Raw genomic sequence first — 24,503 nt, 5'->3', positions numbered from 1 at the left:
ATGGGAATGAGAGGCTTTGAATATGTCGGCTAGCTCACTATTTATACTAGCCCCATAACAGCAAAGTCCTAACCTTTTAGGCTAGGACTTTGTTAGCAATCTGAAAGCGCCCAATGAGCGCCTTCAGCAAGAAGAATAACTAAAAATTAGTCTTCTTTTGAACGGTTCGCACGGCGACGATCGTTTTCAGTTAAGTGACGTTTACGCAGACGGATAGACTGTGGAGTCACTTCAACTAATTCGTCATCATCAATAAACTCTAGTGCTTGTTCCAAAGTCATTTTAATTGGTGGTGACAAGGTTGTCGCTTCATCCGTACCAGACGCACGCATGTTAGTCAGTTTTTTACCTGTTAAGCAGTTCACAGTCAGGTCATTTGAACGTGAGTGAATACCAATGATTTGGCCTTCATACACTTCTGCACCATGACCTAAGAATAGCTTACCGCGGTCTTGTAGGCTGTACAGGGCGTAAGCAACTGCTTTACCTTGACCATTCGAGATCAATACGCCATTTTGACGACCACCAATTTCGCCTGGGCGAACATCATCGTAGTGGCTGAATGTTGAGTACAGCAAACCCGTACCTGACGTCATCGTCATAAATTCAGTACGGAAACCGATCAAACCACGGCTTGGGATAACATAATCAAGACGTACACGGCCTTTACCATCTGGCATCATGTCACGTAGGTCACCTTTACGCTCACCCAACGCTTTCATGACATCACCTTGGTGCTGCTCTTCAACGTCTAAAGTCACTTGCTCAAATGGCTCTTGTTTACGGCCATCCACTTCACGGAAGATAACTTTTGGACGAGAAACACCTAACTCAAAGCCTTCACGACGCATGTTTTCGATCAGAACTGACAAGTGCAATTCACCACGACCGGAAACTCGGAATGCATCTGGATCTTGAGTTTCTTCAACACGCAATGCCACGTTGTGCACTAGCTCTTTGTTCAAACGGTCAAGGATCTGACGCGAAGTCACATATTTACCTTCACGACCACAGAATGGTGAGGTGTTAACACAGAAGAACATGCTCACGGTTGGTTCGTCGACCGCCAATGCTGGTAACGCTTCAACATTACCCACATTACAGATAGTGTCTGAAATGTTTAGTTCACCTAAACCCGTCAGAGCAACGATATCACCTGCTTCTGCATGTTGAGAATCAATACGTTCTAAACCTAAGTGAGTCAGAACTTTACCGATTTTACCGTTACGTGTTTTGCCTTCGCTATCGATAACTGTCACTTGTTGGTTTGGTTTAACAGTACCACGTTTGATACGACCAATACCGATAACACCTAAGTAGCTGTTGTAATCTAGTTGTGAAACTTGCATCTGGAAAGGCCCTTCCAGATCAACTTTTGGTGGCTCAACATATTTGACAATTGCTTCATAAAGCGGGGTCATGTCTTCTGCCATATCTGTATGGTCAAGACCCGCGATACCGTTTATTGCTGACGCGTAAACGATAGGGAAATCAAGCTGTTCATCCGTTGCGCCTAAGTTAACGAATAAATCGAATACTTGGTCAATAACCCAATCAGGGCGTGCACCAGAGCGGTCAACCTTATTGATAACAACAATCGGTTTTAAGCCATTATCGAACGCTTTTTGGGTAACGAAGCGTGTTTGTGGCATAGGGCCATCAGTGGCATCAACCACCAGCAGAACGCTGTCAACCATTGACATAACACGCTCAACTTCTCCACCAAAGTCGGCGTGACCTGGGGTATCTACGATGTTGATGCGATAGTCATTCCATTTGATAGCGGTATTTTTGGCAAGGATAGTAATACCACGCTCTTTCTCCAAGTCATTGGAGTCCATAACACGCTCATCCACAGTTTCACGTTCACCGAACGTGCCTGATTGCTGCAATAATTTACCAACCAGTGTTGTCTTGCCATGGTCAACGTGAGCGATGATGGCGATATTTCTTAAGTTTTGAATTGACAAGGATTTTTACCGTTTAATTGACAGGAAAGGAATATGCTTTATAGAGCCTAACTATAAAACTGCAAAATAGGAAGCATACTTTCTACGTTAATTTGCTGTTATTTTACACGTTTTTCCGCGCAAGTGGAATAAATGTGAATTTCATCACTGTATAAAAAGTTTTTAACTAAAAAACATTTAGTTGCGTAACAACTACGGAATATCTCAAAAAATAACTGGTATCAATACTGAGAAATCACAAAGTAACAGAATAATACGCTATATTTTAAATTTTAACAGCCGTAAAAAAGAATAAAAAATAGAAATTCTTCTACTAACTCCCTCTTTCACGCTTTTTTCTGTAATTTAGATATATCTAAATTGACCAATTAGATATATCTAATTATATTTGATCTCGTAAATTCGATATATCTAATCAAGGAGAATTATATGCGAATTCATTGTTGCCGTCATGTTTATCATTCACGCCATGAAGACGGTCATGGACACCAATGTTGCCACGGCGAAGGTCGTCATGGTCATGGCGAAGGTTGCCATGGTCGCGGTGAGGGACGTGGGCAGGGTGGTGGTCGCCATAGAGGTCGTGGATTACGCCGTTTATTTGATCATGGTGATTTGCACATTATGGTACTTTCATTAGTGGCTAAAAAACCTAGCTATGGCTATGAAATTATCAAAGATATCCAAGAAGCCTCAAATGGCCTTTATGTACCAAGCCCAGGTGTTATTTATCCGACGCTAACACTACTCGAAGAACAAGGTTTCCTTGAGTCAGAAGTGGTTGAACGTAACCGTAAAAGTTTCAAAATCACGGCAGAAGGTGCAGCACATTTAAAAGCGAATCAAGAGACAGAAACCATTATTTTCCGTAAATTAGCCAAAGCGCGTGATATGCAGCACGGCGGTAATTTATCTGAAGAAATCGAAATGGCTGTCAGCCGTTTTAAAGCGCTCTTGCGCCATAAAATGGTTTTAAAACAATTAAGTGAACAACAAACTCGTCAAATTGCGCAAATCATCAATGATGCCGTACAGCAAATTGAGCAAGTCAACATTTTATTAACTGATAACATTGATGAATAAAAAGCGGGTTGGTTAATCATTTATTTTATCTAAATGGCCTTGTGTTTTGACGTCAAGCACAGGGCTAACGGTCAAAGCTCCCCCTCTCTACTAACCATTAATAATGACTTTACTTTGGTACGGCAAAACCTTTGTGTAGCCGCTAATCCTCGCTTTTTATCACTAAAGCACCAATATGGTGCACTCCACACAGAAAATGCACCATATTGGTGCAATGATTCACATGTACTCTCCTACTAATTTGTCATAACGGCGTAACACTCCATATTTAGGCTATTTTAAAAAGTTGGCACGTTTTTCGCTTATACTTTTATGTGAGAAGTTACACCTTGATTAACTGATGCTGAAAAGCCAGAAATAATTGCAAAAAGTAACGCAACTGTATGTGGTTATTTTGCAGACCCGACCTGACCAGGAGAGCCGACGATGTCCGCAGAACACGTTTTATCGCTGATAGAAGAGCACAAAGTAAAATTTATTGACATGCGTTTTACTGATACCAAAGGTAAAGAGCAACACATCACCATCCCTGCTCATCAAGTCAACGAAGACTTCTTTGAAGAAGGTAAAATGTTTGATGGTTCATCAATTGGTGGCTGGAAAGGCATTAACGAGTCTGACATGGTGCTAATGCCAGATCCATCCACTGCAATGCTCGACCCATTTTTTGCCGACCCAACTTTGATCATTCGTTGCGATATTCTTGAACCAGGCACAATGCAAGGTTACGACCGTGACCCGCGCTCTATTTCTCAACGTGCAGAAGATTTTTTACGTGCCAGCGGTATTGCTGACACCGTGCTGTTTGGGCCAGAGCCTGAATTCTTCATCTTTGATGATATTCGTTTTGGTAACAGCATGCACAGCAGCTACTATCACATTGATGATATTGAAGCGGCTTGGAATACTGGTACAAAATATGAAGGCGGTAACAAAGGCCACCGTCCGGGTGTAAAAGGCGGTTACTTCCCAGTTCCCCCCGTCGATTCTTCACAAGACCTCCGTTCTGCGATGTGTACCACCATGGAAGAAATGGGCTTAGTCGTTGAAGCTCATCACCATGAAGTGGCTACCGCAGGTCAAAACGAAGTGGCATGCCGCTTTAATACAATGACCAAAAAAGCAGACGAAACACAGATTTATAAATATGTCGTGCACAATGTTGCCCATGCTTACGGTAAGACGGCGACCTTTATGCCTAAGCCATTAGTCGGTGATAACGGTTCAGGTATGCACTGCCATATGTCACTGTCAAAAGATGGTATTAACCTATTTGCAGGCGATAAATACGGTGGTTTGTCAGAAATGGCGCTTTACTACATTGGCGGCATTATCAAACACGCACGCGCACTGAATGCCTTCACTAACCCAACAACCAACTCGTATAAACGTCTGGTTCCGGGCTTTGAAGCACCAGTTATGTTGGCTTATTCTGCACGTAACCGCTCTGCATCTATTCGTATCCCTGTGGTTGCAAGCACCAAAGCGCGTCGTATTGAAGTGCGTTTCCCTGACCCAGCAGCCAACCCATACTTAGCGTTTGCTGCGCAATTAATGGCGGGTCTTGATGGCATTATCAATAAAATCCATCCGGGCGATGCCATGGATAAAAACCTATACGACCTGCCACCAGAAGAAGCAAAAGAGATCCCAACAGTGGCTGGCTCACTAGAAGAAGCCTTGGCTGAGCTCGATAAAGATCGTGAATTCTTAATTCGCGGTGGTGTATTCACCAACGATGCAATTGATGCCTATATCGAACTACTCCGTAGCGATATTCAACGCGTTCGCATGACCCCGCATCCATTAGAATTTGAAATGTACTACAGTGTGTAACACGCCGTTCCACTGCTAGTCTTTGTTGCCGTGAAACATTTGCCCCATCTCTGATGGGGCCTTTTCTCCTACTTTCAGTGGTATCATTTTATTTACGGCACCGTTATTCAAATTGCAGCTTTGTTGGGTAAATCAAGTATAATGCACCAAAATAGTGCAGGAGCAGAATTACATGAAAGCCGAACATTTGCCAGCACCGGAACATATTCTTGATTCACTGTTAAACAGCGTCTTAATCGTTGATTATGACCTTGTGATCCATTATGCCAATCATGCGGCTTTACAAATACTTGCCCAAAGCCAACGTAAAATATATGGCACCCCATTACCTGTACTTTGCAATTATTGCTCCTTAAATGATGAGCTAATGTTAAATAGCTTAAAAGAGGGCCATAGCTTCACCGATAATGAAGTTACGCTCGTTTTTAATAATCATTCCCATGTCATGTCGTTAAGTGCACAACCTTTCTCTGCTCAGTTTATTTTGTTGGAACTGTCTCAATTAGATAGCCAACGCAGGCTCAGCCAAGAGCAGGTACAAAATGCTCAGCAATTGGCAGCAAGAGAGCTGATCCGGGGTTTGGCTCATGAAATAAAAAACCCATTAGGCGGCTTAAGAGGCGCTGCACAGTTGCTTTCAAGGGCATTACCTGACCCAAAACTGAATGAATATACGCAAGTTATTATTGAACAAGCCGACCGATTAAGGGCATTAGTCGATAGATTACTTGGCCCTCAATACCCTGGGCCAAAAACACAACAGAGTATTCACCACAGCGCTGAAAATATCGTGCGCCTTGTGTCATTAGAGAAGCCCGAAAATATCACGTTAATACGCGATTATGACCCTAGTTTGCCTGATCTTGAGTACTATCCCGATCAAATTGAACAGGTTCTACTCAATATTATCCGTAATGCGTTACAAGCACTTTCCGATACGGGTGGCACAATAACGCTACGCACTCGCACAGCATTTCAGGTCATGTTACAAGGGGAGCGTTATCGCTTAGCCGCTCGTATTGATGTTGAAGATAATGGCCCAGGTATTCCACCCGCTATCCAAGATACGTTGTTTTATCCTATGGTAAGTGGTCGCGAGGGCGGAACAGGATTAGGCTTATCTATCGTTCACAGTTTAGTGGATCAGCACGCTGGGAAAATTGAATTTACCAGTTGGCCCGGTCATACCGAATTTTCTATTTATCTACCAATTAAAAAATAGGGGATAACAATGCAGCAGGGAAAAATCTGGGTTGTTGATGATGACAGTTCTATTCGTTGGGTGCTTGAGCGCGCCTTAAATAGTGCCTCTTTTCATTGCACCTGCTTTGACAGTGCCGATGCTGTTCTTGCCGCTTTAGAGCATGATTGCCCTGATGTTTTGTTATCAGATATTCGTATGCCGGGTATTGATGGTTTAGCCTTACTTAATCGGCTAAAGCAGTCGCACCCATCGCTTCCCATTATTATTATGACGGCACACTCTGATCTTGATGCAGCGGTAAATGCTTATCAATCGGGGGCTTTTGATTACCTACCTAAGCCTTTTGATATTGATGAAACCGTCGCTTTAGTCGAACGCGCCTTGAGCCATAGCCGAGAACAAAACCACCTCGAACGTGATTCTAAACAGAAAACGGAGAGTGTCTCTTCCACCATGATAGGTGAAGCTCCTGCTATGCAAGAGGTTTATCGGATCATAGGTCGCCTCTCTCGCTCATCCATTAGTGTGCTGATTAATGGTGAGTCCGGTACAGGTAAAGAATTAGTTGCACATGCACTGCATCAGCATAGCCCTCGTGCCAACGGCCCTTTTATTGCTCTCAACATGGCGGCTATTCCTAAAGATCTCATTGAGTCAGAGCTATTTGGTCATGAAAAAGGGGCCTTTACTGGCGCCACACAGGTTAGGCAAGGCCGTTTCGAGCAAGCTAATGGCGGCTCACTATTTCTTGATGAAATTGGCGATATGCCTCTAGATATACAAACACGACTATTGAGAGTTCTTGCGGAAGGGCAATTTTATCGTATCGGCGGTTATACTCCGGTAAAAGTCGATGTGCGTATTATCGCAGCAACACACCAAAATCTAGAAAAACGTGTTAAAGAGGGGCTATTCCGTGAGGATTTATTTCATCGCTTAAATGTCATCCGTGTACAGCTCCCACCATTACGTGAAAGAACAGAAGATATCCCACGTCTTGCCCATTATTTTTTACAAAATACTGCCAAAGAGCTCGGTGTCGATAGTAAGGTACTACATCCAGATAGTGAACATATTCTGCAACGCTATCATTGGTCCGGTAACGTGAGGCAATTGGAGAACGTTTGTCGCTGGTTAACGGTTATGGCGGCTAGCCAAGAAATTCTACCGCAAGATTTACCAGAAGACCTGTTGGATAGCCCACAACCGGACGATGCTAGCGAGGAGCCAGCAGCACGTCAGTCTGTCACAAGTCATCATCCATCATGGTTTGAACTGCTCGAGCAGTGGACACACAGTGCATTAGCTGAAGGTAAAGAAAACTTATTAGCTCAAACCGTTCCTCTAATGGAGCATACCATGCTAAATTGCGCCCTCAAATATACGAATGGGCACAAACAAGAAGCGGCTCGTTTATTAGGTTGGGGGCGAAATACTCTCACCCGCAAATTAAAAGAGTTGGGTATTGAGTAAATCACCACAGGCTTATTTCTGCACCTCTGCAAGTAGCCAATGACGAAAAATAGCCATTGCAGGGGTTGTCGGTCGTGATTTCAATCGACTCAGCCAATATCCCCCTAAAGTGACGCTAATATCAAACGGTTGAACCAATGTACCGGCGCTCAATTCGTGCTCGAACATACAACTTGGAGCCAGCGCCACGCCATCCGTTAACAGCGCAGCTTCAACCATTAAGCGCGAAGAGTCGAAAATTGGCCCTTTCACTCGCCATGGCTCAAGCTCTGCTGCTATCTGCCATTTTTCCCATTCGTCTTTACGATAAGAGCGCATCAAACTGTGATCTTTTAAATCTAATGGATGAGTTAACTTATTGGCCACTTTTTCAGAGCACAGTACGGTATGAGCCGCTGAAAATAGCGCCGTATTTTCTGCTAATGGCCACAATCCTTCCCCAAAACGGATCGCAAAATCAACCCCCTCAGCTGCTAAATTAACCACGTTATTGTGCGTCATGATGCGCAAATCGATATAAGGATACAATGCAGCAAAAGCGGGTAAGCGTGGTAATAACCAACCTACTGCAAACGTACCGACAACGGAGACACTCAAGACTTCATGGTAATGCCCATCTTCAAATTGTTGTAACAATGACTCTATTTGGTCAAATGAGCGGCTGAGTACAGGAAGTAAAGCCAACCCTTCATCGGTCAGAGCCAGCCCCCGAGGTAAGCGAATAAATAGCTCAAGTCCAAGCTGCTCTTCCAGCAAACGTACCTGCTGACTCACAGCGGCTTGGGTCACATTCAACTCCAGCCCTGCTCTTGTAAAGCTTAGGTGCCGCGCTGAAGCTTCAAATGCTCTCAACGCATTCAAAGGGAGACGATGACGATAATTCCCTGACATAAGTTTTTCTTTTACCTCATCGAATTTTATATCGTTTCAAATCAGAATTTAAAATAGGCATACTCTTTGCTCATCATCGGACAATACGGTATTAATCAATGCCTCAGCATCTAAGGCATGTGGAAATTAGAATACCTGAATTTTAATTATCAATAACTAAAACTTTTACTTTAATGGATAACTCTATGAAAAATATTTTTCGTCAGGGGCGGCTTTTTATCGCCTTAAGTTTAGCAATGACATCGATTTCCGCCTTTGCCCTTACACAGCAAGAGGTCGATGACATTATCAAGCCCCTGATGAAACAAGAACAGATCCCGGGTATGTCTGTTGCCATCTCAGTGAATGGCAAACAAGCTATTTACCATTACGGTGTTCAGTCAAAACAGACCCAAATTCCTGTTTCTGATAGGACGCTGTATGAAATTGGCTCCTTATCAAAAACCTTTACCGCAACACTGGCAACTTATGCGCAAATTCAAGGAAAACTCGACTTTAGCCAAAGTGTCAGTCATTACCTACCTGAATTAAAAGGCAGTGCTTTTGATAATCTTAGCGTGATGAATTTAGCCACCCATACATCAGGGTTATCGCTATTTGTACCTAGCGATATCAAAACCAACGATCAATTAATGGCGTATTATCAAAAATGGCTTCCTGACAATGAGGTTGGACAATATCGTTCTTATTCAAATTTAGGGGTTGGGTTACTTGGTATCGTGACGGCAAAGCAACTTAATATGCCTTTTTCTCAGGCTATGGAAAAATTGATGCTGCCTTCACTTGGCTTAAAACATACTTATATCCATGTTCCCAAAAGCCAAGAGAAATATTACGCACAAGGCTACAATAAGCAAAATCAGCCTGTTCGCTTAAACCTAGAAATCCTTGGTCCAGAGGCTTATGGCCTAAAGTCCAATGCCAAAGATTTGATCCGTTATTTAGAAATCAATATGCAATCCATTAAAGTGGCGAAAACTTGGCAAGAAGCGATTGAAAACACCCATACTGGCGTTTACCTAACCGATTCGTTTGTGCAGGATATGATGTGGGAAAGCTATCCATGGCCGGTGTCGCTTTCACAATTACTGCAAGGCAACCGTGATGATATGGCTCTCAAACCACAAAAAGTGGAATTGATTAAGCCAGCCATGGCGCCAGAAGTACGCGCTTATTATAACAAGACTGGCTCTAGCAATGGCTTTGCGACATACGCGATATTTATTCCAGAAGAGAAGATTGCCATTGTTATGCTATCCAATAAATGGATACCTATTCCTCAGCGCATTACAGCGACTTACCAGTTACTAGAGAAAATCGAACGCTAAATACTCAAACGGCTCCATTGTAATATGGAGCCATGTATTTAAATAACACGAGAAAATTGGCGTTGACGCATTTGATTACGCAAATAGACATCAAAGCACATACAGATATTACGGATCAGCAAGCGCCCTTGAGGAGTCACCTTAATCGCGGTTTCTGTTATTTCGACTAAGCCATCTTCTTCCATCGGTTTTAACAGCGCTAAATCCTCTGCAAAATAGCGTTTAAACTCGATAGGATAAAGCGCCTCAATTTGCGCATAATGAAGTTGGAAATTACAAATCAGTGTCTTTATCACATCTCGGCGTAAGCAGTCATCATTGGTTAACACTAACCCACGCCACAAAGCATGCCCTTGCTCTTCTACTTGCGCATAATAGGTTTTTAAATCTTTTTGGTTCTGCGCATAACTATCACCCAACATACTGATCGCCGATACGCCCAATCCTAATAAATCACAATCCCCTTGAGTGGTGTAGCCTTGGAAGTTGCGATGTAAAATCCCTTCACGCTGTGCAACGGCTAACTCATCTTGTGGTTTGGCAAAGTGATCCATACCAATAAACTGATAGCCTTCTGAGGTTAAGGTCGCGATGGTTTCTTGCAAAATATCCAGTTTTTGCTCAGCACTTGGCAAGTCTTCATCTTTAATTTTACGCTGTGCCGCAAACAAGTTAGGCAAATGAGCATAGTTAAACACGCTCAAACGATCCGGTGACAGTTCAATCACTTTTTTCAAGGTAAAAGCAAAGCTTTCTGGGGTTTGCTTTGGTAGACCGTAAATCAGGTCAATACTGGTTGATGTAAACCCCGTTTCTTTTGCTCGATTAATGAGCGCAAAAATAAAATCTTCATCTTGTTCGCGGTTAACTAAAACCTGAACATCTTTATTAAAATCTTGCACCCCCATACTCAGGCGGTTGAACCCTTCGCTGCGCAAATGATCTATCATATCCAGTTCAATTTCACGGGGGTCTACCTCTATCGACATTTCAACGTCATCAGAGAAATGGAAGTGTGTTTTGAGCAAAGCGACCAAATGGCTAACTTGAGCCTTATCGAGATAAGTAGGTGTGCCGCCGCCCCAATGCATCTGTGTAACGGTTCGCCCTTTTAATAAGGCTGCACGTTGAATAATCTCTTTTTCGATGACCTGCAAGTATTCATCTGCTTTATGCTTTTGCCGTGTCACCAGTTTATTGCAGCCACAAAAATAACAAAGCTTATGGCAAAAAGGGATGTGAACATAGAGCGATAATGGGTTTTCAGGGTAGCGTTGAGTTGCAGCCACAAACGCACTCTCATCATACTCTTGGTTAAATTCCAAAGCTGTCGGGTATGACGTATAGCGTGGCCCTGAATAATTATATTTTTGGATGAGAGAGAGATCCCAAACGATATTTTGCTCTGACATTAACATTCCTCAATTGCGCCGAATACCTACTTACAGGCTGTATCTTATGTTTTTTTATTGGCGAACTTATATACACGACATAATAACATAAAAGAAATTATAACTTGTGATTGGCAAGAGAGAGTTGATGCAGCACCAAAAGTCGCATGACTTGAATGAATTTTAACCAAAACCTCCTCCGGCAGTGCACCGGAGGAGATAGAAAAACGATTATTTACTTTTCAGGATACGCATAATGTCATCCAGTTTATCTTCGTCTTCTTCTTCATCGTCGTCGGTCAGTTCAATACCTAAAATAGACATCAGCTCATCAATGCGGTCTAAACAAGTATCAATATACGCCTGCTCTTCCGCTGTCACCGTTTCACCATCTTCTAAACGCGCCAACAAGCTATCTAAACGATCGTCCTGCTCAAGCATTTCAAGCTCTTGCTCTGGTGATAATTTAACTTTTACTGCCGGCTCTTTAGCGGGTGCTGGGCGTGTTACCACCGCATTATCATCAACAACCAACGGAATCGGTTTTTTGCTACCCACACGTGGGTCTAGGGCCTGATTTTGATTTCCAGACTTGCTATTCGTTGATTTTTCTTGATAACGCGCCCCTGATTTATTACCACGATGCTTTTTCTGGCGTTTGCGCTCACGCCCTTCTGCATTAAGCTCTTCTTTTGTTTTACGGTACTTTTTCTTGGTTTTGCTGGCGGTTTTACTTGCCGGTTTTTTTGGTGAATTCATGGTCTGATACCTTGATAAGTCAGTTTCTGCTGCGGAATCTAGCAGAATCCCTCAAGCTGTGAAAGCACTTGAGCAGCAATTAAAACGGTTTTTTGCATTTTGCTTGTCAGTCTTATTGATTATAGCTCGAATTGATAGCAATTAAGAGTATTTGATGACAAAACGGCTCCAAGAAGGGAGCCGTTAGATAAGGAAGGTGATTAGGCGTCGACTAAAACCATTTTTAAAATAAATAAAATGGAAACTAAAACAACACATAACCCTAAGTCGCGCCAACGACCAGTACCGATCTTCATTGCACAGTAAGCGATAAAGCCTAATGCAATACCTTCTGTAATCGAAAAGCTAAATGGCATCATGACCGCAGTAATAAATGCAGGCACCGACTCCGTCAAATCATCCCACTTCACACGCGTTAAACTGGATGTCATCAACACGCCAACATAAATCAGCGCGCCTGCGGTTGCATAAGCAGGAACCATACCCGCTAAAGGAGAAATAAACATGGTTAATAGGAATAACACCCCAACCACAATGGCAGTCAGACCAGTACGCCCACCAACAGATACCCCCGAAGAGCTTTCGATATAAGCGGTTACCGATGATGTTCCCATTGCAGAGCCGGCAACAGAACTTAAGCTATCCACATAGAGTGCTTGCTTCATGCGCGGGAATGTTCCGCGAGCATCAGTAATGCCAGCTTTATCCGTAACCCCAATCATTGTGCCGGATGAGTCGAATAAGTTAACCAACATAAAAGCAAAGATGACCCCAGACAGCGCCAAGTCCAGTGATCCCAAAATATCGACTTGCCCCACTACACTGGTGATGCTAGGTGGCAAAGAGAAGATGCCGTTGAACTTCACATCGCCTAATGCAAGGCCAATCAAGGTAGTGACCACAATGGAAACTAATACTGCTGCATGAATATTACGGGCAGCTAAAATTGCAATAATGAAAAAGCCCAGAGCACCTAACCAAACGTTATGTTGGGTGAAGTTACCAATGGAGACTAAAGTGTCTGGATTCGCCACGATAATACCTGAATTTTTCAGCCCCATCATGGCAATAAATAGACCGATACCGCTGGTGATCCCCACACGCAAACTCAATGGAATATTTGCAATGATCCAGTAGCGGATACGAAAGAGTGTTAGAATAAAGAGACCCACAGCGCCCCAGAACACAGCGCCCATCGCAACTTGCCATGAATACCCCATCGCCCCAACGACGACAAAAGCAAAAAAGGCATTTAGCCCCATTGCTGGTGCCACCGCGATAGGTAGATTTGCTAATAACCCCATCAAAATACTGCCGATAGCCGCAATTAAACAGGTCGTTACGAATACGGCTTTAATGTCCATCCCTGCGACAGATAAAATTTGAGGGTTAACAAAGACAATGTAGACCATTGTGAGGAAGGTTGTAAAACCTGCAACGACTTCAGTTTTCGCCGTTGTTCCGTGTTCTTGTAATTTAAACACGCGTTGGAACAGACCCTGTTGTTGCACAGAGCCAGAAGATTGATTACTCATTAGATATTGCGCCCAAAAAAAGTTTTTTTCGCCCTATCCTACAACAAACAAATCGAGAGTGTTACCGTTAAAATGAAAAAAAGAAAACGTTTGCGTGATGATAATACTCAAAAGTGCGTTAACTTACTGATACAGCAAGATGAATTGGAATTTACAGAAAAAAGAAATTTTTGCGTGATCGTGGCGGCGCCATTTGCACCGCCACATTATGATGATTACGATAAGGCGAGTAGCTTCTGCCTGCGCCAAAAGAGTAATGACCGCTTCGCAGCAAATGGTTTAGCCCCACGATGATGACTTAAACGTTTTGCTATCAAGTTGGCGACAACTTCTAATGTCAGACAGATGACAAAGTAAATAAACGCGACAAATAAGAAAATTTCGAGTGGATAAACCATTTCACGGTTATTCACCTGTGTTGCCAAAAATGACAGTTCAGCAACGCCCACAATGTAAGCCAAAGACGTGTCTTTAATCAGCGCAACCCATTGGTTAATAAACGATGGCACCATCATGCGTAATGCTTGGGGTAAAACTATTTGCCAAAGCACTTGCCAACGGCTAAAACCTAACGATAAGCCAGCCTGCCATTGCCCTTTGCCTATTGCTAAAATGCCCGCCTTAACCGCATGGGCCAAATACGCCGACGTGATTAAGGCGAGAGCGCAAATCACTGAGGCGATACCCGGTATTTCGGTTCCGAGCACAACGGGCAAAAAGAAATAAGTCCAAAAAATCAGCATAATGACGGGAATGGCGCGGAAAAAGCCTAAAACAGCAGCGAACAGGTTCATCCAGAAACCACGTAACATCGCTAAGGCAACACCACCAAGCGTACCGAATACAATCGACATTGCCCCCGCGACCAAGCTGATAATTAATGTTAATGCGGCACCTTCAATAGGGCCATCTGGAAACGCACCAAACAAAAGGTACTGCCAGTTTTGCTCAATGACTGAAAAATCCATCTTACACACTCTCCACTAAATTACGTTGCGCTCGCCACTGCCCCCAACCTTCCATTACCGCGATAATCGCAATATACAGCACAGTGGCTAGGCCAAATGCCGTAAATGTCTGTAGTGTTTGGCTTTCAACCTGACGTGATACATAAGATAGCTCAGCCACACCAATCGCCATGGTTAAAGAGGAGTTTTTAACGACATTCATGTATTGCCCGAGAAGAGGTGGCATGGCTATTTTAACGGCCTGGGGTAGCACCACATGTTTCATCGCTTGCCACCCTGTTAAACCCAGCGCAAAAGCGGCATATTTTTGGCCTTGTCGTACACCACGGATACCGGAGCGTATTTCTTCGGCAATAAATGGTACGGTATATAACGTTAAGCCAATAAAACCTGCTAAAAATTCAAACGAAGGCCAACTGAGCGTCATCCCCGCAAATGTGATTTCGTGGGGAGTATTAAGCCACGCCATCATATCCGATGATAAAATTTCACCGGAAGCGAAATACCAGAAAAAGAGTTGAACCAACAACGGGGTATTGCGAAAAACGGAAACATACACTCCGACAATCCAGCGTAGCGGAGCAATTTGGCTATCCCTTGCCGCAGCAACCACAAAACCTAATAACGTTGCAGCGATAATGGTACAAATGGAGATCCAGAGGGTCAGTAAAAAACCATAACCAAACCATTCCAAATACTCGGGAGCTAAAAAATGCTCAGAAAGAAACTCGCCGCTCGTTAATTTTTCAAACATAAGTGCTGCCTTTTATAACTAAGAACCCCGCGATAATATGCGGGGCTATTTATTCTATGCTTATCGACCAGTGAGCATGGAATCGGCGAAATAGAACGCCTATTATTTTTGCTGATCCAGTGGTGCAAATTTGAACTCACCGCGAGGTTGAGCGGCCTTTGTATCAGGGCCAAACCAACGGTTATAAATCTGTTCTGCTTTGCCTTCTTTTTCAAGCTTCAACAACGTGTTATTCACATTTTCGATTAAACGTGTTTCACCTTTAGCGGCAGCAACCGCTTGATATTCGCGAGTGATGCTAAATGGAGAGATTTCAAAATCTGCTTTGACTTTCTCAGGTAAGTTACCAAGTAATCCCACTAATTTTGCATCGTCTTGGGTAATTGCTTGTACGTTACCATTGCGTAAAGCCGCAAATGCCTGTGGTGTATCATCATAAGAAATGACTTTTGTATTCGGATAACGTTCACGTAATGTCACTTCTTGCACGGTACCTTTGTCGGCACCAATACGTAAAGGTGCGATATCATCAGGCGTCTTCAATACCCCTTTGCGCGCAATAAACTTTTGCCCTGTTGCAAAATCAGGAATAGAAAAATCCACCTGCTTAGCACGTTCATCAGTGATAGTGAAATTTGCCCCAATTAAATCGACTTTACCTGAAGTCAGTAGTGGAATACGGTTTGCTGGGTTGGTTGGACGCAACTCTAACTTGACGCCAAGGTCATCCGCTATCGCCTGTGCGATATCAACATCATAGCCCGCGAGTTTTTTCGTTTGTGGATCAATAAAACCAAATGGTGGGTTACTGTCAAAAACAGAGATACGGATCACACCCGCTTGCTTAATATCATCCAGATTATCTGCATTGGCGACATTGGCCACCAGCGCAAGGCCTGCAAGTAGTGCGGTAGTTAAAACGCGAGCTTTCATTGAACACCTCTGACGGTAAACTTATGTAAATTGACCATCCCAAATTATCAAGGAACGCTTATTTCTTGAAATACTATTAGTTAATATATTTATATCAAAAAAGAATATATAAATGCGGATATAAAAAAAGGGCAAACACCATCGGAGACGCCCTAAATTATGGTCTAAACCATGAATAGCCTTTTCTTATAACGAAAAGGAAAAACGGAAATGTTTAAAGGTTGACTAGAGCGGGTATCACCCCAGACGAAAAAGAAAGTTTGTACCAAGGAGTCACCGTGAGGCGGCCCCTTGGCGGCATTACCTCGTTATTCCTTCTTAGTGATCATCTTTTCTAAGCGATCACCACCTACATGACGGAAGTCTTGGCCTTTGACATAGTAAAAAATAAATTCACAGATGTTTTGGCAACGATCACCGATACGTTCAATAGAGCGAGCACAAAACAGCGCAGTCAGTACACTAGGGATAGTCCTTGGGTCTTCCATCATGTACGTCATCAGTTGACGCACGATCCCTTCGTATTCTTGGTCTACCTTTTCATCTTCTCGATAAATCCGAATGGCTTCTTCCAAGTCCATGCGTGCAAAGGCATCTAAGACATCATGCAACATTTGCACAGTATGACGACCTAATGACTCGAGGCTCACCAATAACGGCTGGTGCTGGTGAGAAAACTTTTCCAATGCAGTTTGGCAAATTTTATCGGCAACATCACCAATACGCTCAAGTTCGGCAATCGTTTTAGAAATTGCCATAATCAGTCGCAAATCGCTCGCTGTCGGCTGGCGTTTTGCGATAATTTTCACGCATTCTTCATCAATAGCCACTTCCATCATATTGACTTTATGGTCATTTTCGATAACTTCGCGCGCAAGAGCCTCATCCTGATTATGCATCGCTGTGATAGCTTTGGTGAGCTGTTCTTCAACCAGCCCTCCCATTGTCATCAACTCTGTATGGATATGTTCCAGTTCAGCATTGAACTGCCCAGAAATATGTTTGTTGTGGTTCAGCGTATCCATAGTCGGCTCCATATCAACCGTAACGACCAGTAATGTAGTCTTCAGTTTGTTTCTTTTCAGGTGTGGTGAACATCTTGTCTGTATTATTAAACTCAATCAGCTCACCCAAATACATAAAGGCCGTATAATCAGAACAACGCGCAGCCTGTTGCATATTGTGAGTTACGATCACCACGGTGTATTCAGATTTGAGTTCGCTGATCAACTCCTCAATGCGCCCTGTTGAAATTGGGTCAAGAGCTGAACACGGCTCATCAAGCAATAACACTTCAGGGCGGATAGCAATACCACGTGCGATACATAGACGCTGTTGCTGACCACCAGATAGGCTATAACCACTTTGATGTAATTTATCTTTGGTCTCATTCCACAGAGCCGCTTTGGTTAATGCCCATTGAACGCGCTCATCCATCTCTACACGAGAGAGTTTTTCAAACAGGCGTACACCAAATGCAATATTATCGTAGATTGACATTGGGAATGGCGTTGGTTTTTGGAATACCATTCCGACCTTGGCACGTAACAGAGCGATATCCTGTTTGTCTGTCAGAATATTTTGACCATCAAGTAAGATTTCACCTTCCGCACGCTGTTCACCGTACAGCTCATACATTTTATTGAAGGTACGCAGTAAGGTCGATTTACCGCAACCAGATGGGCCGATAAAGGCGGTGACTTTATTTTTTTCGATATCTAATGAGATATTTTTTAATGCGTGGAATTTCCCGTAATAAAAATTAAGGTCACGTACTTTAATCTTACTGTTTGCAATATCATTTGCATTAATCATGGCAACTTCTCTCTATAAATCTTTATTCAATCCGGGGTTAGTGTTTTTTCTGAGCAAACACAACACGTGCGACGATGTTAATTAACAAGACACATAGGGTGATTAATAGAACCCCTGCCCATGCCAGTTGTTGCCATTCGGAGAACGGGCTCATCGCAAATTTAAAGATAGTGACGGGTAAGTTAGCAATTGGCTCATTCATATCCGTACTCCAGAACTGGTTCGACAGTGATGTGAACAGTAATGGTGCGGTTTCCCCCGCAATACGAGCAATAGCCAGCAAAATACCTGTAATGATCCCGGAGACAGATGCTTTAAGCGTAATCGATAAAATCATTTTCCATTTTGGCGTACCTAGCGCATATGCGGCTTCTCGTAAGCTATCCGGCACTAACTTCAACATGTTTTCAGTGGTACGGATAACAATCGGAATTTGCAACAACGCCAATGCGATAACGCCAGCCCAGCCAGAGAAGTGCTGCATTTGCGCCACCACAATGGTATAGACGAATAGCCCCACCACAATCGATGGTGCTGAAAGCAAAATGTCATTAATAAAACGCGTTACAGAAGCTAGCCATGATTTACGGCCATACTCTGCCAAATAGATGCCTGCTAAGATCCCAAGCGGTGTACCCACGACCGTTGCCCACAAGATCAACAGCCCACTACCTACGATAGCATTAGCAAGGCCGCCCCCTTCCGTATTCGGTGGAGGAGTCATTTCTGTGAACAAGTTCAATGACATGCCATCGAACCCTTTGGTAACGGTTGAGAACAAAATCCAAATTAACCAGAACAGCCCAAATGCCATCGTTAGCATCGAAACAAACAGAGCGATTCGGTTAACTTGGCGTCGCCATGCCTGACGACGGGCTCGTTCTTTTTGATTAACGACAATATTATCGGATGTCGACATATTAACGGCCCTCGTTCTTCGCTAAACGCATAACCATGAGTTTTGATATCGCCAGAACAATAAAGGTGATAACAAATAGAATTAACCCAAGTTCCATCAGCGCAGCGGTATGTAGACCACCTTCCGCTTCGGCAAATTCATTCGCCAATGCAGAAGTAATACTGTTACTCGGCATAAACAACGAGAAACTATCCAGTTGATACGTATTACCAATTACAAAGGTCACCGCCATTGTTTCACCAAGCGCGCGCCCTAAACCTAACATTACCCCACCTATCACGCCGTTACGTGTATAAGGCAGAACAATATTCCAGATCACTTCCCATGTGGTACAACCGATACCATATGCTGACTCCTTCATCATGACAGGTGTTTGTTCAAACACGTCACGCATGACAGAGGCAATATAAGGAATGATCATAATGGCGAGGATAATACCTGCTGCCAAAATACCAATCCCGAATGCAGGACCTGAGAAAAGCTCACCGACAATTGGGATACTCGACATCACATTGCCGACAGGCTCTTGAAAATATTCCGCAAACAGCGGCGCAAAAACAAACAGCCCCCACATACCATAAACGATACTAGGAATGGCAGCGAGAAGCTCAATCGCAATCCCTAATGGGCGTTTTAACCAATTAGGTGCAAGTTCAGTTAAGAAAAGAGCAATACCAAAGCTCACGGGTACTGCAATAATCAGGGCTATCAGTGATGTGACGATGGTGCCATAGATAGGCACAAGCGCACCAAACTCCTCAGCGGGAGCATCCCATTCTTTAGTCCATAAAAACGAAAACCCAAATTTTTGCATACTCGGCCACGAGGCAAAAATAAGGGAAATAATGATGCCACCAAGCATTAACAAAGTGATTAGCGCGGCAATTTTGACTAATGCGCCAAATATCACATCGCCTGACTTGCTCGGTGCTTTAAATGCCGTTGTTTTTTCGGCCATGCGCTTTGTCTCATCCTACACCTACTTTATTTAGTAGGATTTAGTTACTACGTCAGAAGGCGGATGTTAATCCTAAGCATCCGCCTACCATTACCAACCCGAGGCTCACTGATTAGAACAGTGGTTTGCCTTGGCTATCTTTGACTTCTGTTTTCCATGCTGCACGAATTGCTGTCACAACTTCTTGAGGAAGGATAGCATAATCCAATGCTTCTGCTTGCTGACCACCTTTCTCATAAGCCCAGTTAAAGAAATCGAGCACAGCTTTTCCTTTTTCTGCATTCGCTTGATCTTTGTGAACTAAGATAAACGTGGTTGAGGTAATTGGCCATGCGTTCTCACCATTACGGTTAGTCAGGTCTTGAGCGAATGACTTAGACCAGTCAACTTTCTTCGCTGCTGCGCTGAAGCTTTCACCTGTTGGGGAAACAACCTTACCATCTGCGGAAATGAGTTTAGTATAAGCAAGGTTATTCTGTTTCGCATAGGCATACTCCACATAACCGATAGAGCCTGGTAAACGCTGGACGAAAGCTGCAACGCCATCGTTACCTTTACCTGCGACGTTGTTTTTCGGCCAGTTTACTGTAGAGCCTGCACCAATATCATTTTTCCAGCTTGAGCTGACTTTTGATAAGTAGCTCGTAAATACGAACGTCGTACCTGAGCCATCAGAGCGTCTTACCACTGCAATGTTTTGATCGGGTAAGTTAACACCTGGGTTCAATTTAGCGATGGCAGGATCATTCCATTTGGTGATTTTACCAAGGTAGATATCACCTAATGTTGTACCGTCTAATGTCAATTGACCTGACTGGATACCTTTTACGTTAACCGCCAGTACCACACCACCGATTACGGTTGGGAACTGGAATAGGCCATCTTCTTTCAATTTTTCATCGGTTAATGGCGCATCAGACGCACCGAAATCAACCGTTTTTGCATTAATTTGTTTAACACCACCAGAAGAGCCAATCCCCTGATAGTTCACTTTATTACCTGTTTCTTTCTGATAAGAGTCCGCCCACTTAGCATAAACTGGAGCAGGGAATGTTGCACCCGCGCCAGTTAAACTTGTGGCAGCAAAAGAAGACATTGCAGTCATTGAAAGGGTTGCTGCCATTACGCTAGCTAAGGTTGTACGCATCATTTTCATAATCCCTCCGGGGATGTATAGAAACAATTAAGTAGTAAATTGTTGGTGAAATGTCACGGTAGGAAAAATAGGACAATTTGATGACAACAACATGTCTGATTTATGACAGTTTTATGACAATTGACGACTTTCGTCTAGCTATCGAAAAAAAACAGCAGCTTAAAAAACAAAATTGACCATAAAATCAATAAATAATGAAATACAGAGCAGAATATCTCTATATTGAGACCACCATGACAAACTGTCATAAAAAAGTCGTAAAATCCTTTTTTACTGCTTCTCTATTTTGATAATACGGTTTAATTCACCGTTTCAAGGGAGAAACATGCGCTTGCCATCAAGGGATTAAAATCAGCAATTTGCGTATGCGGTCAGACTACCATCACAAAATGGTCATCTCGCGTGGTGCCTGCTTTATGATAAAGCAGGCAGATAATCAGCGAAAATTGAGCCTCACGCCAGCTACGCAAACAACAAGCAAATATTCATTATTCTTTATTTGACTTGAAAACCGGATGTTGTTTGAGCTGAGCGATTACTTGATCCATCCCCGTTTTATCATGAGTGGTCTGCGATGATGCCGCTATAGTGTTGCGAAGACCTGCAAATTTTGCCATCGGCGGTGGAGGTGGCGGTGTATTTGTCGACGTCGGTTGCTCCGTGGCTGCGGCTTGGTATTTCTGCGCATTGGCTTTAAATACTGGGCTATTTTTAAGTTCAGCAATCACTTGATCCATCCCCGTTTTACCATGAGTGGTCTGCGATAATGCCGCTATATTGTTGCGAAGACCCGCAAATTCTGCCATCGGCGGTGGAGGTGGCGGTGTATTTGTCGACGTCGGTTGCTCCGTGGCTGCGGCTTGGTATTTCTGCGCATTGGCTTTAAATACTGGGCTATTTTTAAGTTCGGCAATCACTTGATCCATCCCTGTTTTTCCGCCATCTCCTGTTTGAGCGGGCTTAATATCAGGCTTTGGCATAGGGGGTGGCATAGGAATAGATAATGCCCCTTTCGATGCTAAGGGTTGATTTGGAGGTAGTTGTATAACGGTTGCCAGTTGTTTGCTCCATTTCACCTGCTTAAAGGCCTTTTTGGGTTCTTGAAACAGCCCTACGACTGTGTTTTTGATATTAATTATTCCCGTGGAGAGTGTAGCCTGCTTTTGCTTTCCCTCTATTCCAGCGAAAGCTAATGCCGCTTTACTCTGAAAACAGCAAATAGGTTTAGAAAAATTGATATGCATAAATTCACCTGAGTTATTTTATTTATGTTTATTATCTAAATAAAATAACTATCAGATCTTTTATATAACGATGGTATTACTTATAGAGTAAGTTATTTTTTATATGATGACTGGCGCGTAAGATAGGCGTTAATACCGAAATAAAATAGAAGGTAGGTCGTTTTATACGACCCACTACCGACAATGGTTACTCTTCTTTTTCTTTCAATGGCAGGAGTGCACGAATGGCGAAACCGCCGCGTTCACTTTTATGGATTTCGATACTACCTTCATGGGCATCGACAATACGGCGGATAATTGCCAATCCTAGCCCTGTTCCCTTATTGCTACGGGCTTTTTCACCTTGCACAAAAGGTTGGAAGAGGCGTTGAATATCTTCTTCTTTGATACCTGCACCATCATCTTCCACTTGGAACCAAACCGAATCCTCATTTTTGCCACTGCTCACTTTGATCCAGCCGTTACCATAGCGATAAGCGTTAACAATCATATTGGTGATGGCGCGTTTAATGGCTAATGGATTCGCATTCACGATCAGACTACCCGGCTCCAGTGCCGTTTCAATTTCACCAGTCACGCTCGTTTCAGCGGTAACTGCCTCATTGAGGATGCTATTTAGGTCACAAAACTCCATATTCATTTCCTGACCCGTTTTCAGGTAGTCCATAAACTGACCAATAATCGCATCACACTCTTCAATATCCTTATTGATGGATTCTGCTAGGTAGCCATCTTCAGGGCTCATCATTTCCGTCGCCAATCGGATCCGTGTCAGTGGGGTACGTAAGTCATGACTGACCCCCGCCATTAAAATTGTCCGATCATTTTCAAGCGTCTTTATGCCCGCAGCCATATGATTAAAGGAGCGGATCGCGGCTCTTACCTCAGTTGCCCCTTTTTCTTGCATGGCGGGTAATATGACCCCTTTCCCCACTTGCCCTGCATGGTATTCAAGTTCAAGTAATGGCTTGTTTTGGTAACGAATATAGAGCCAGACCCCTGCAAAAATAGACAGGAAAATGGCTAAAGTATAACGGAATACTAACGAAAATTGGTTTTGCCCAATTTCAGTTAATGGCACACGCACCCAGATATCAGGCGCAAGATAGGAGGTTAACCAAAGAATAGGATATTCGCGGCCAAGCTCAAGACGCACTTGGGCTTCGCCACCAATATATTCCGACATGTTTTCGCTGAGAAAATCGTATTCTTTCGCCCAGTTTAAGCCTTCTTCCATCGCGGCTGATTGAGCATAAAAGGTGATCCCCAACTCATTGTAGATTTTTTTACGTAATGCGGGAGAGACCCGTACTGTGGTTCCATCTTGCAGCACCATCCGCTCCGTCATTAATGTTCGCACTTCATAAGCCAACACTTTGTTGAATTGCTGCAAACTTGGCATAACAACAAAATTCAGCACCACCATATAGCTGGTGACAAGGCTGGCAAACAGTAATGCAACAAACAAAAATAACGAACGCGAAAATGTACTACGGCGAGAGAACCTCAGTCGCTTCATGCTTTACTACCGTCCGGCACAAATACATAGCCCAAGCCCCAGACTGTCTGAATGTAGCGAGGGTGAGCTGGATCTTCTTCAACCATACGACGTAAACGTGAAATTTGAACGTCAATTGAACGTTCCATCGCACTGTATTCACGGCCTCTCGCTAAGCTCATCAGTTTATCACGAGATAATGGTTCCCTTGGGTGCGAAACCAATACTTTAAGTACAGCAAACTCACCGCTCGTCAAAGGCATATTTTCTTCGCCTTGGAACATTTCACGGGTGCCTAGGTTCAGTTTAAACTTACCGAAGGTAATAATCGCATCATCCTGAGATGGTGCGCCTGGCAATTCGTTTGCTTGGCGACGTAATACAGCACGAATACGTGCAAGTAATTCACGCGGGTTAAAGGGTTTAGGAATGTAATCGTCGGCGCCAATCTCTAAACCAACAATACGGTCAACCTCTTCACCTTTAGCCGTTACCATAATAATCGGTATTGGATTGTTTTGGCTGCGTAAACGACGACAAATTGACAGACCATCTTCACCTGGCAACATCAAATCTAAAACGATTAGATGAATCGACTCCCTCGTTAGGATCCTATCCATTTGTTCAGCATTCGCGGCACTACGTACCTGAAATCCTTGCTCTGTGAGGTAGCGTTCAAGCAAGGCACGCAAACGCATATCATCATCGACGACAAGAACTTTATAGCTTTCTTGCATTTTGTAGCCCTCAAGATGTGCAATCTATCGAAATTATTTTTAAAATAAGAA

21 protein-coding genes are annotated in these 24,503 nt (G+C 43.4%); 5 read left to right on the top strand and 16 right to left on the bottom strand.

What is annotated here, in order from left to right; genetic code table 11:
* Positions 1 to 146 precede the first annotated feature (146 nt).
* The gene (typA, locus tag PSE69_RS13830; protein WP_004923655.1) at positions 147 to 1,970 is read right to left on the bottom strand and encodes a ribosome-dependent GTPase TypA; all 1,824 of its coding nucleotides are present in this window, start codon (positions 1,968 to 1,970) and stop codon (positions 147 to 149) included.
* A 429-nt stretch (positions 1,971 to 2,399) separates the two neighbouring features.
* Here typA and PSE69_RS13825 point away from each other — a divergent pair, with 429 nt between their 5' ends.
* The 4 genes from PSE69_RS13825 (at position 2,400) to glnG (ending at position 7,566) form a co-directional block, all read left to right on the top strand.
* The gene (locus PSE69_RS13825; RefSeq protein ID WP_225829616.1) at positions 2,400 to 3,053 is read left to right on the top strand and encodes a PadR family transcriptional regulator; all 654 of its coding nucleotides are present in this window, start codon (positions 2,400 to 2,402) and stop codon (positions 3,051 to 3,053) included.
* A 426-nt stretch (positions 3,054 to 3,479) separates the two neighbouring features.
* Positions 3,480 to 4,889, top strand: coding sequence for a glutamate--ammonia ligase (glnA, locus tag PSE69_RS13820; RefSeq protein WP_004923644.1), 1,410 nt, complete (start codon positions 3,480 to 3,482; stop codon positions 4,887 to 4,889).
* 172 nt (positions 4,890 to 5,061) lie between these two features.
* The gene (gene glnL, locus PSE69_RS13815) at positions 5,062 to 6,111 is read left to right on the top strand and encodes a nitrogen regulation protein NR(II) (RefSeq protein WP_004923641.1); all 1,050 of its coding nucleotides are present in this window, start codon (positions 5,062 to 5,064) and stop codon (positions 6,109 to 6,111) included.
* A gap of 9 nt (positions 6,112 to 6,120) precedes the next feature.
* Positions 6,121 to 7,566 (top strand): nitrogen regulation protein NR(I), encoded by a 1,446-nt coding sequence (glnG, locus tag PSE69_RS13810; RefSeq protein WP_004923638.1) that lies wholly within the window; start codon positions 6,121 to 6,123, stop codon positions 7,564 to 7,566.
* A 12-nt stretch (positions 7,567 to 7,578) separates the two neighbouring features.
* Here glnG and PSE69_RS13805 read toward each other — a convergent pair whose 3' ends face one another.
* Positions 7,579 to 8,457, bottom strand: a complete 879-nt coding sequence (locus PSE69_RS13805) for a LysR family transcriptional regulator (protein ID WP_014657004.1) — start codon at positions 8,455 to 8,457, stop codon at positions 7,579 to 7,581.
* Positions 8,458 to 8,651: 194 nt separating this feature from the next.
* On the opposite strand from PSE69_RS13805, the gene ampC reads away from it, so the two are divergent.
* On the top strand, positions 8,652 to 9,785 hold the full coding sequence (gene ampC / locus PSE69_RS13800; RefSeq protein WP_076914665.1) for a class C beta-lactamase: 1,134 nt from the start codon (positions 8,652 to 8,654) through the stop codon (positions 9,783 to 9,785).
* A 38-nt stretch (positions 9,786 to 9,823) separates the two neighbouring features.
* On the opposite strand, the gene hemN is transcribed toward ampC, so the two are convergent.
* The 14 genes from hemN to ompR all read right to left on the bottom strand — a co-directional run bounded on the left by hemN (position 9,824) and on the right by ompR (position 24,452).
* Positions 9,824 to 11,197, bottom strand: coding sequence for an oxygen-independent coproporphyrinogen III oxidase (gene hemN, locus PSE69_RS13795; protein WP_040132691.1), 1,374 nt, complete (start codon positions 11,195 to 11,197; stop codon positions 9,824 to 9,826).
* 210 nt (positions 11,198 to 11,407) lie between these two features.
* On the bottom strand, positions 11,408 to 11,935 hold the full coding sequence (gene yihI, locus PSE69_RS13790) for a Der GTPase-activating protein YihI (protein ID WP_004923620.1): 528 nt from the start codon (positions 11,933 to 11,935) through the stop codon (positions 11,408 to 11,410).
* 200 nt (positions 11,936 to 12,135) lie between these two features.
* A complete protein-coding gene (locus tag PSE69_RS13785) occupies positions 12,136 to 13,470 on the bottom strand; it encodes an NCS2 family permease (RefSeq protein WP_004923617.1) in 1,335 nt (444 codons plus the stop codon).
* Positions 13,471 to 13,685: 215 nt separating this feature from the next.
* Positions 13,686 to 14,438, bottom strand: coding sequence for an amino acid ABC transporter permease (locus tag PSE69_RS13780; RefSeq protein ID WP_121875213.1), 753 nt, complete (start codon positions 14,436 to 14,438; stop codon positions 13,686 to 13,688).
* Position 14,439: 1 nt separating this feature from the next.
* A complete protein-coding gene (locus PSE69_RS13775; protein ID WP_014657009.1) occupies positions 14,440 to 15,192 on the bottom strand; it encodes an amino acid ABC transporter permease in 753 nt (250 codons plus the stop codon).
* A 102-nt stretch (positions 15,193 to 15,294) separates the two neighbouring features.
* A complete protein-coding gene (locus PSE69_RS13770) occupies positions 15,295 to 16,125 on the bottom strand; it encodes an ABC transporter substrate-binding protein (RefSeq protein ID WP_121875212.1) in 831 nt (276 codons plus the stop codon).
* A gap of 308 nt (positions 16,126 to 16,433) precedes the next feature.
* The gene (gene phoU, locus PSE69_RS13765; RefSeq protein WP_014657010.1) at positions 16,434 to 17,150 is read right to left on the bottom strand and encodes a phosphate signaling complex protein PhoU; all 717 of its coding nucleotides are present in this window, start codon (positions 17,148 to 17,150) and stop codon (positions 16,434 to 16,436) included.
* Between the two features lie 13 nt (positions 17,151 to 17,163).
* On the bottom strand, positions 17,164 to 17,940 hold the full coding sequence (pstB, locus tag PSE69_RS13760; RefSeq protein ID WP_004923601.1) for a phosphate ABC transporter ATP-binding protein PstB: 777 nt from the start codon (positions 17,938 to 17,940) through the stop codon (positions 17,164 to 17,166).
* Positions 17,941 to 17,977: 37 nt separating this feature from the next.
* The gene (gene pstA, locus PSE69_RS13755; protein WP_004923598.1) at positions 17,978 to 18,859 is read right to left on the bottom strand and encodes a phosphate ABC transporter permease PstA; all 882 of its coding nucleotides are present in this window, start codon (positions 18,857 to 18,859) and stop codon (positions 17,978 to 17,980) included.
* A 1-nt stretch (position 18,860) separates the two neighbouring features.
* Positions 18,861 to 19,817 carry a phosphate ABC transporter permease PstC gene (gene pstC, locus PSE69_RS13750; RefSeq protein ID WP_004923595.1) on the bottom strand — a complete coding sequence of 319 codons (957 nt, stop codon included), beginning with the start codon at positions 19,815 to 19,817 and terminating at the stop codon, positions 18,861 to 18,863.
* 112 nt (positions 19,818 to 19,929) lie between these two features.
* Positions 19,930 to 20,973 (bottom strand): phosphate ABC transporter substrate-binding protein PstS, encoded by a 1,044-nt coding sequence (gene pstS / locus PSE69_RS13745; RefSeq protein ID WP_004923592.1) that lies wholly within the window; start codon positions 20,971 to 20,973, stop codon positions 19,930 to 19,932.
* Between the two features lie 488 nt (positions 20,974 to 21,461).
* Positions 21,462 to 22,217, bottom strand: a complete 756-nt coding sequence (locus PSE69_RS13740; protein WP_154610530.1) for a hypothetical protein — start codon at positions 22,215 to 22,217, stop codon at positions 21,462 to 21,464.
* A 187-nt stretch (positions 22,218 to 22,404) separates the two neighbouring features.
* A complete protein-coding gene (envZ, locus tag PSE69_RS13735; protein WP_071599669.1) occupies positions 22,405 to 23,736 on the bottom strand; it encodes a two-component system sensor histidine kinase EnvZ in 1,332 nt (443 codons plus the stop codon).
* Positions 23,733 to 24,452 carry an osmolarity response regulator transcription factor OmpR gene (ompR, locus tag PSE69_RS13730; protein WP_004923581.1) on the bottom strand — a complete coding sequence of 240 codons (720 nt, stop codon included), beginning with the start codon at positions 24,450 to 24,452 and terminating at the stop codon, positions 23,733 to 23,735. The genes envZ and ompR overlap by 4 nt, the downstream gene beginning before the upstream one ends.
* Between the last annotated feature and the right edge of the window lie 51 nt (positions 24,453 to 24,503).

The organism is Providencia sp. PROV122, assembly GCF_028482365.1.
GTDB classification, from domain to species: domain Bacteria; phylum Pseudomonadota; class Gammaproteobacteria; order Enterobacterales; family Enterobacteriaceae; genus Providencia; species Providencia stuartii.
The sequence above is the reverse complement of the archived record's forward strand: the minus strand, read 5'-3'. Positions and strand labels throughout refer to the sequence as shown.